Raw genomic sequence first — 8,244 nt, forward strand, 5'->3', positions numbered from 1 at the left:
AGGATTATTGCTGAACAGATTTTACCCGCGTTGTTATAGAAGGACTGATTTTTTCCATCAGGGTCAACGAACAATGTGGAGGATAAGGATTTAATGTCTCCAAAACGATCCAGTTCATCTGTTGCCAGGAAGCTTAAAGGATTCCAGCGATGTGTTTCGAGTAGTTCTGGAGAGAACCGGTAACACTCATGCCCACATGCAGCTCGGAAACCAGAAGTGATATTCCAGTTTTCGAATTTTGGGTCATTGACTGCGACAGAATCGGGAAACGAAAGAAGATTTGGGATAATAAAGCTAACCCCTTTACCGCTCCCCGGTGACGCTGCAAGAAGCACAAAAGTCTGACCATAGCTGGTTAAAAATATATTTTTAGTGGGATGCTTTCCTAAGATAATGCCGGGGTATTTCTTTTGCTTCGTTTTTTTCATAAATCACCCTTCACGAAAATTAATTGTAATCACCTTTATAGTGGAACACTTCCATTTCTTTATTGGTCGCAAACCTTGCATTTCCGTAAAGAGATCTGTTTTTAGGAAGCAAAAATAACCAGATAGTCACAACGGTAATTAAGACGGGAATGAATACAATCCATGCAGCGAGAACACTCCCCCATATAGCACTTGAAAAGTCCGGATGTTTATAAGGCAGATGGGCACCATTATATAACGTATCCCATGTTACATTGCTTGCTGGCAATCCAGCCAAGTAAAGATATAAAGCGCCGCCTGAATAATTACCGATAATGACAGAGAGGATTACAGCGAAGATAAATATCACCGTCCATATTAGATACTTTTTCATTTATCGTTACCTCGCAGCGTTAAGCAATCGAAGTTTAGTTTCTGGTTCATAATGAACTTCTAAAATACGGGTATGCTCCATATAAAGCACAATATCGAAAGATGTACGAACGCGACGCTCTATGTACTCATAATCAAGCCCCATCCCCACAGGAGATTGCTTAATCATTCCGCATACGCGGCCGTAACCTGAAAGAGTGTCATTAGCATGTGCTGTAGTGATCGTTCCCGGATGGCCGGTGTTTAAAAGCTCCATGAAATCCCATGCTTCATCACCGGTTAATTCTGCAAGAAATATATGATCTGGCTTCATTCGTAACGAGCAGGAAACCAATTCTTTTGGGGTGATGATATCGCCATAAATCAAATGCACATGATTTGGATGATAGGGCATCTTCAGCTCATTCACTGCCTCAATAGTCAACATCCGCCGGTGTACAGGGAACAAATCTACAAGTGATTTCGCGAACGTCGTCTTACCTGAGCCAGTACCACCAAAGATAATGATATTAAGACGGCGTTCTATCGCAAGCATGAAAAAATTGAGCCAGTCTTTTTGTGCATGGAAGCGCTTTAGAGAAATCTGCCATTCCTCCAGTTCTGTTCCACGTCCAGTAAGAGCTAAAGCCTCATTAAACCGACCGCTATCGATATATCCCTGAAGCGTATAACGGTCATTGGAGGGCTTACGGAACGTCATCGACAACGTGCCTGGCTCACATGCTGGAGCCATTACGATCAGTCCTCGCTCGTTATCTGGCAACTCAACTGTTTTGATTGGCGATTTGACGGTTAGGCTCTGATTGTTATATGCAGCGAGCGCGTTAGCGAGGCGGCTGCACATAGACAAATCGAGCGTAGGCCTTTCCTCCCTGACCCAGCCATTCTCATTTTCAAGCCATATCTCGCCAGGCCGGTTAATGGCAACATCTCTGACCCCCTCACGATTAAGGCACTCATGCACACCACTTTGTTTAAGAAAGTCACGAGCAAGCGTTGCATTATCAAAACTCATATTTAATTCCCAATATTATTAACGCTGAGGGCGTGTTTTAAACACTGAAGAAAAATCCACATCCTGAGCGACGATCACATTAATAACCGTTCCTGGTAATACATATCCCGTAGGAGGAATGTTAATGCTACTGTCGAGCGCTTTTGTTGCCATACTTTCAGCATTACTTTCACTATTATCGAATGAATAGGTGGAATTATTATTTTTCGTTGCATTCGCAGCTGAAGCAAAAGCATCCTGAATGAATGAGAGCATTACAGCCCCACCAAATCGCTGACCATAGTGATTATCTACATAGGCATTGGTACCGCTTTCGCCCATAGCACCAGTTCCTAGCGCGTTGAGGCTCGCCCTCACACCTACAGACGTTTCAAGATCCGTCCATGTTGTAAACACACTGGATTGCCCCGGCTTGATTTCGACCTTCTGCTCCCCGTCAAGCTCAGCTCCTGCTCCGGCCAGAATAACGCTGCCATCAGCCGAGTACAGCGGCTGCGTCAAAATGCATTTTACAAAACCCGGATGATCCGTTTTAACGCCCGTATAAAGCGCACAGCGCAGATTAGATTTTCTCTTTAAGAGGAATTTACGATCAGGTGACATGTAAGCGCTTGTTGATGCATAGCTGGTTCCTCTTAAATTAGAAAGATTTCCCCTGCTATTATCCACTGGAGTTCCCAAACCAGCGCTATCACTGTCTTGATTCAACGCTGCAGCTGCTTCAGGCGCGACGACAGCTGTGTTAGCTGTCTGCTGCTCGCTGCTATCACTGCTTGAAGAAGCTGACTGGCCGCCCCCCGTTTCCTGTACCGTGATTCCGCCGCTAAGTTTACGTAAATAAGCCGCACTCGGCGGTGGTGGCTCTTGCTTACCCGTGGCAGCTACAATGGCGGGAGCCGCCTGCACTGGCTGAGGCGGAGTTTTGGCCTCCTCTTCTTTCTTTCTCCTTAAAATCTCAGCTCTACGTTTTTGAAGCTCATCATCTGAAATGGGTTTTGAATTCAATGCAGCATCTGCTTTGACGTTCGTTTCATCGACGGGATTAGGGTTATTCGCCTGCATAGCCCGGTATGCAAAAAAGAAGATAGAGCTGATAGCAATAAACAGAAAAAGAACACCTCCGCCAATAACCAAAATTATCTTTGTTTTAGGTTTCTTATCTTTTTTGACTCCTAATAAATTGAAATCACCGCGAGGTAAGTTTTTAAACAGATCATCTGACTCATTATTTTCTGTCATTTTTAACCTCTCTTATCTCGCCTGTAGTAGTCCCGTTGTAGTTATAATACCCGGTATTGTTCACGCGAGTTCTGACAGCAAGAACTAGTTTGTTCAGACGTAATTTATACATGGTACTGACACTATGAATTACCAGAATATCGTTAACGGTATGCGAGTTTACCAATGTCTCAGTCCCATCCGGTAAAACTTCATAGACAACAGGGCGAGGCGCATTTGTCGGGAATCGCATACATGTGAAAGTACCATTATCCCAAACTTCCGAAGGAGAGATAGCAAGGTCGCCTTTTTTCTCATAACGTCTGTTCTGATTACCGGAACATGGATTTTGATTCAGGTCACGACCAACAAAAGGACTTTCAACCGGCGCAGGCGGTTTCGGATAATTAAACCTCAAAAGATAGGTTGTTTTTGAAATATCCGTAACTAATTTCAGCTCCAGAACATAGGTTCGCTTATTAGTCTTAATGATAAAGTTGGTATCTGGCTCCTGATCCGTTTTAGGTTTAACTGTCACCGCATCGCCTGATTTATTAGGACCAACTTCCCACGCGCTTGGATCACCCATAGCCATAATACCGTTATCGCGGCGAATGGTTTCGCCATCTTCAAACTGGACAATAGTTGCTCGCCCAACTGAAGCATTAATTCGAAAAACGTTGTCTGGTGAATAGGTGGCTGTTTGGATGCGCCTGTCAAGCTGGGTTCCTCTGCCGGACGTTTCAGCCTGTGCTGAAGAAACGATGGCTGAAATAACAAAGAACGCCAGTAGTTGAATTTTCATTACTAATATCCAACCTCCTGATTCAGCTGGTAAGAACGTACAGCAAACCCGCGAGGATTCATCCACTCTTCCTTTTTAATTTTAGGTGGTTTGTTGTAATCAAAGACAATAGTTGCAAGCCAGGTTGTCGGAGGGATGTTCCCAACAGGCTGCCCGACATTATCCAGAACATTTTTATCAAAGCGAATCTGAATAGATGTTGTTTTTCCATCTACACTTTGTACAGGCTCACTGATATTACGTATACTGACCCTGATTTGCTGTTTATCACCTAAAACCTCAAGATACCCCTTCTTGGATAACTGGAAGTTTTTATACTCAGTAAATACGTCAGCATATGAAGTAAGCTCAACAATTTTTGACCGTAAATCCTGATTGGAGAAATCATAACTTTCTCGGTTTAGGATATATGTCATCGACCAATAAGCATCATCAGTTTTAGCTATACTTTGGTCGGCACCAGTACGTACTATATCGGTATAGCCGGAATTATTATCGACACGGATTACATAGGGAACCACTGTTTTTAGTGGAGTGAGTAATAAAACAGCCGCAACCGACATGAACGCAAGACCACCGAAAAAAATGCAAAGCCGTTTAAACTGTTTTACTTTAGCCTTTTCTTCCTCAGCAATATGCTTTTCAAAAAACTGAGCGGCATACGTATAACTTCGAACTGCCAGGCTAATTTCCTTAGCTTCTTCGGGGGTGAAACTATCCTTGTATTTTTCAATGTTGTAGGACTGTTCAATTACGTCTTTCTTTTTCCTTTTGAACATTTCAATCTCCGGTGTATTTATTAACCTTTATCCATTCGTCTGCATGAATGTTTTTATTGGTTGTTGATACACAACCAGACAAAACAAAAAGAGAAAGGAATAGACAGGTAATATTTTTCATTGTCATTAGGGCTAGCCCCCATGTTTAGGATACTTCGGTAGTTAAGCCGAGCGGATACGGTTTCTAAATGAGCCTGCAAAGCGCTGAGCAGCTCCTAAACCTGTGCCTTTGAGGAATAGCTTTTTAAGGCCATGAGCACCGCTTGGCGCGCCTCCCATAACAGAAGCTGCATAGTTGGGTATCTCTGTTGCGATGGCAGTGAATGTGCCGAAATAGAGCAGTAAGGCAAATGCTCCTTTAAACGAACCGCTCATAGCTCCGTTTGGATCCGAGGTTAAAACAAAGGAATTAAGGAAACTTATTTCCAGTGTGATTGCAATACCGAAAATAATTTGCGTTAACATGAACCCCCCCATAAGAGACACCCACCCCCAAAAATATTGCCTCGTCTGGTCAAACAGGCCGAACGCAATGAATAATGGACCGACAACCAAAAAAAGTGATGTAGCGACTTTAAGTGTCATTAAGGTGGCAACACAAACTCCGAGGAACGGGATTCCGCCAAGCAAGAAACAAATCAATACGAGGACACTAGCAATGCTTTCTTTGAAGTTGAAGATAGGGTCAAAATCAATATTTTTGATAAATTCCCACAATCCATTAAGGTACGTATTTATTAAAGCATCTACTTGGTTGGTTCCTATTGGTACTCCTGATAATTGTTGTATTGTCCATGTAGGCATATCATTGACGAAGGGGACAACAACCTTCATGTACCATCCAACGTGAAAAGCACTATAGATAATAAAAGCAGATTTTATTGCATTCATTATCTCATTCTGCAATATTCCATTAAAACCCTGAAAATACCAGTTGATTGAATTTACCGTTCTGTCGATAAGCCAGAAAGCACCAAAAAGAGAACCGACACCGATCATGAGATTTGCGGTGCCGGTTGTAATTATTCCTGATAATGCATCATCGATAGCCCGGTATAGAGTTTGTGCAATTTCTAACTCTATAGCCATTCACTACTCCTTCTGACGTTCATACATAACATCATTTGCAATGAGTTTATTGTCTTTAATGTAAATAGAAGCAATACCGTTGCCTTTCATCAAAGTTGTACTATCTTTGATGTTCCAGTCGGAATTGCTAACTAATTCATCATCGCTCAGCACACTTTTCTTTTTGTTTATGATATGACATGCAGCTTCACTGCAAGTTATATTCATAACAGAGCTGTATTTGGGATGTAATGCGCTACCATCTGCCTTACTGACAGCTTTCCATTGACCAGAAAAACCATCAGTCACCTTTTGTTGACCATCACAACCAGAAATTATTACCGCAGACACAATCACAGCAAACGCACAAATAAACTTTTTCATTTATTATCCCTCGTTAATATACAACCACATTATTGCATATTACATTTATTTTTTAAAGAGAGATAAAACCGATTTTATGACGATTATCAAGGATTTCCTTCAAGCTTATTCCAAAACGCCTGCGCCCTTTTTTTATCTTCAATCTTCTCTTTTTGATCCATAAGCATTTGTATATTTTGCAACTTTATTTGTTGGTTTTGCAGCTCCAGCTGCTCTTGCTGTAAGCGTAATGCCAACTCTTCGCGCTCCTGCGGAGTCTGAACCGTATTTAATCGCTGACGTAATTGCTCAGCATTATCTACACGCTGTGAAGAGGCATTGTAGGTATCTTCCAGTGCGCCAGCTTGTTGCAGCAACTTATCGAACGCCTGTTGTACTTTCGGGTCACTGGAAGTTAATCCATAGCGGCTGCGCAAATCAGCAAGATTTTTTGTATCGCTATAAATATCATTCCAGTCATTGAGGGGTAATACTTTGTTTATAAGTGGATCATTTAAGAAATCACCAAGTTTGTTATTACCTGTAACTAAGTTTTTATAGTGGTCGTATTGGCTTTTCGCTTGCTGGATAGCTGCTTTCGTTTCATTCAGTTGATCCAGCGCCTGCTGAGCTTGTTGCTGAGCGTTGGAAACCAATTGAGCTATATTTGCAACATCAACCGTTGGGATACCCGAAGCATAACTATGATACGGCGCTGCATATAAAATGAGTGACAGGCAAGTTGAAATAACCTTAATTTTCATAACTAATCCTCTGTTTGTTTCATTCTCTGTATTTCATCAAGGAACACATGTACCCACTTAGCAGGATCATCTGTCCCTAATCTCTCTCTGACACTTGCAGCAATAGCTGCATTACCCTCTTTTCCAATGGTTGTAGAAAGGATAGGTAGCCAATATTTCAAATCATCGGGTAAATCAAATGATAGTACCGTTGACTGCTGGCCTTGCTTAATAAGAAACTCACGCGCCAACGGGTTAAAGTTAGAAATTATTTCGAACTCTTTCCCTTTAATATTAAACTTCGCATATTGCTTTTCATCAGCTTTATCATTTGCTAACCATATTTGAGTAATTACCTGCTGAATTACTGCTGGAGCATGTTCACTCTCGCTTAAATCTTCAGGGCTTTGAGTGTCCATTATCAATATTTCGCCCCTTGTTCGGCCAGCTTTTAGAATCTCCTTAAGTGAATCCGCTGTACTTTCAAACGTTAGTGGAATCCAGCACTCAGCGATCATGTTAATCAGCATATTTCCCGGCTGAGACTCATGCATCATTCGTTTCAAGTAAAACATGTTATTCAGGAATATCTCCATGATATCCCGATTTTTCATAAAGAAGCTTTTCTTCATTATCTGCGTGCAATCGAACGCAAGTCGCCGGAACTTCATAGGATCGAAGCGGTTGACAGCTGCGTCACAAACCCATGCATTTCGGCCTGTTGAGCCATCAGGACTGATTCGACACCATTTCGCCAGGCGCACATGTAGACAGTTTTCATCTTCTGTTGGCGCTATGTTTTGCAGCAGGAGTGACATACCTCTATTCTCTACCACAGAGTGCGACATAACCGCATCGATAGAGCTACGTATTTGTTTCTGTTCGGCTTCGCTTCCTCCACCGGCCATTGTGAGCACTTGGTCAAATAGGTGAGTACGAAGAGCTGGCGTATCTTCCAGTTGAAACAGGTTAATTCCCGTATCTTCACCTGGCGATATTACATAATATTGTGTATCAAGCGCCCTGAGTAAATTTTCAAATGAACGGTTGTAATCCAGACCAAAGTACATAGGATTCCATCGACTCGCAAACAAGACTAACTCTCCTTCAAGAGTTGTCTTCCCCGCCCCCGTCATACCGACAACGGAAACATGCCCTGGCATACGCTCGCCAATATTGTTTTTCCCTACAGGGCTATTATGCGCATTAAAAAAGTAAAGTGCGTCAGTGGCTGAACGAAATGGCATCCATGCTTTACCATCTCCGGGCGGGTTTCCATCTGCTTTTCCGACTGGAGAAGCATGAAGCGAAAAACCACATGCCAGATTTTCTGTTGATTTAGGAACCGGATACATCGCTATAGTGCAACCGGGAAATAACGAGTAGTAAGTATCGTCATTTGTCACAGTTGATCTGATAAAGCGGGTATCGCGAGCAGAAAATATAGAATCCA

General features: G+C 42.4%; 10 protein-coding genes. All 10 read right to left on the minus strand.

Going from position 1 to position 8,244, the window contains the following annotated elements; translation table 11 throughout:
- On the minus strand, positions 1-428 hold a 428-nt coding region (locus tag ACOJS8_RS21040; protein ID WP_420150522.1), incomplete at its 3' end, for a type IV secretory system conjugative DNA transfer family protein.
- 19 nt (positions 429-447) lie between these two features.
- Positions 448-801: a hypothetical protein gene (locus tag ACOJS8_RS21045; protein WP_420150523.1), complete on the minus strand. Its 354-nt coding sequence runs from the start codon at positions 799-801 to the stop codon at positions 448-450.
- A gap of 6 nt (positions 802-807) precedes the next feature.
- On the minus strand, positions 808-1,815 hold the full coding sequence (virB11, locus tag ACOJS8_RS21050; RefSeq protein ID WP_032679805.1) for a P-type DNA transfer ATPase VirB11: 1,008 nt from the start codon (positions 1,813-1,815) through the stop codon (positions 808-810).
- Positions 1,816-1,833: 18 nt separating this feature from the next.
- Complete coding sequence (locus tag ACOJS8_RS21055) at positions 1,834-3,054, minus strand: TrbI/VirB10 family protein (protein WP_420150524.1); 1,221 nt, start codon at positions 3,052-3,054, stop codon at positions 1,834-1,836.
- A complete protein-coding gene (locus ACOJS8_RS21060; RefSeq protein WP_047624676.1) occupies positions 3,041-3,838 on the minus strand; it encodes a TrbG/VirB9 family P-type conjugative transfer protein in 798 nt (265 codons plus the stop codon). The genes ACOJS8_RS21055 and ACOJS8_RS21060 overlap by 14 nt, the downstream gene beginning before the upstream one ends.
- Positions 3,839-3,840: 2 nt before the next feature.
- Positions 3,841-4,617 (minus strand): virB8 family protein, encoded by a 777-nt coding sequence (locus tag ACOJS8_RS21065; protein WP_420150525.1) that lies wholly within the window; start codon positions 4,615-4,617, stop codon positions 3,841-3,843.
- 162 nt (positions 4,618-4,779) lie between these two features.
- A complete protein-coding gene (locus ACOJS8_RS21070) occupies positions 4,780-5,706 on the minus strand; it encodes a type IV secretion system protein (RefSeq protein WP_420150526.1) in 927 nt (308 codons plus the stop codon).
- A gap of 3 nt (positions 5,707-5,709) precedes the next feature.
- Entirely contained in the window at positions 5,710-6,069 is a 360-nt protein-coding gene (locus tag ACOJS8_RS21075; RefSeq protein ID WP_420150527.1) for a hypothetical protein, read from the minus strand.
- An 86-nt stretch (positions 6,070-6,155) separates the two neighbouring features.
- A complete protein-coding gene (virB5, locus tag ACOJS8_RS21080) occupies positions 6,156-6,812 on the minus strand; it encodes a P-type DNA transfer protein VirB5 (protein ID WP_234072276.1) in 657 nt (218 codons plus the stop codon).
- Positions 6,813-6,814: 2 nt separating this feature from the next.
- Positions 6,815-8,244 (minus strand): VirB4 family type IV secretion system protein (locus tag ACOJS8_RS21085; RefSeq protein WP_420150528.1); only part of this gene is annotated, 1,430 nt, incomplete at its 5' end.

Source organism: Spirosoma sp. (assembly GCF_048594605.1).
GTDB lineage: Bacteria > Bacteroidota > Bacteroidia > Cytophagales > Spirosomataceae > Spirosoma.